Genomic DNA, 569 nt, shown 5'->3' with positions numbered 1-569 from the left:
CCATCAAGGACGCGACGCTGAGCGCGGTGACGGCAGCGGGCCAGCTGGGCGACGTGGTTGCGTTGGTCGCGGGCGAAGGCATCGATGGCGTGGCCCAGGCCGCTGCGCAGATCGCCGGCGTGGCCGCCGTGCTCAAGGCCGATGACGCCGCCTATGCCCATGCGCTGGCGGAAAACGTCGCGCCGCTCGTCGCCGGGCTGATGGCCGACCATGACGCCTTCGTGGCGCCGGCCACCACCACCGGCAAGAACGTCGCGCCGCGCGTCGCGGCGCTGCTCGACGTGGCGCAGGTGTCGGACATTCTTTCGGTCGAAGGGCCCAAGACTTTCACCCGGCCGATCTATGCCGGCAATGCCATCGCCACGGTCGAATCCAGCGATGCCAAGCTGGTGGTGACGGTGCGCGCCACCGCCTTTGCCAAGGCAGAGGCGAGCGGCGGCAGCGCCAGCGTGGACGCGGTGAGCGGCGCGGGTGACGCTGGCCTCTCCAGCTTCGTTGGCGCGGAAATCGCCAAGAGCGAGCGGCCCGAACTGACCAGCGCCAAGATCATCGTCTCGGGCGGCCGCGCG

Annotated in this window: 1 protein-coding gene; it reads left to right on the top strand. The window is 70.7% G+C overall.

Annotated features, from left to right (window positions below; translation table 11 throughout):
* Positions 1-2: 2 nt before the first annotated feature.
* On the top strand, positions 3-569 hold a 567-nt coding region (locus tag SCA01S_RS21600), incomplete at its 3' end, for an electron transfer flavoprotein subunit alpha/FixB family protein (protein WP_369405422.1).

The organism is Novosphingobium capsulatum NBRC 12533, assembly GCF_001598375.1.
In the GTDB taxonomy this organism is placed as follows: Bacteria; Pseudomonadota; Alphaproteobacteria; order Sphingomonadales; family Sphingomonadaceae; genus Novosphingobium; species Novosphingobium capsulatum.
The sequence above is the reverse complement of the archived record's forward strand: the minus strand, read 5'-3'. Positions and strand labels throughout refer to the sequence as shown.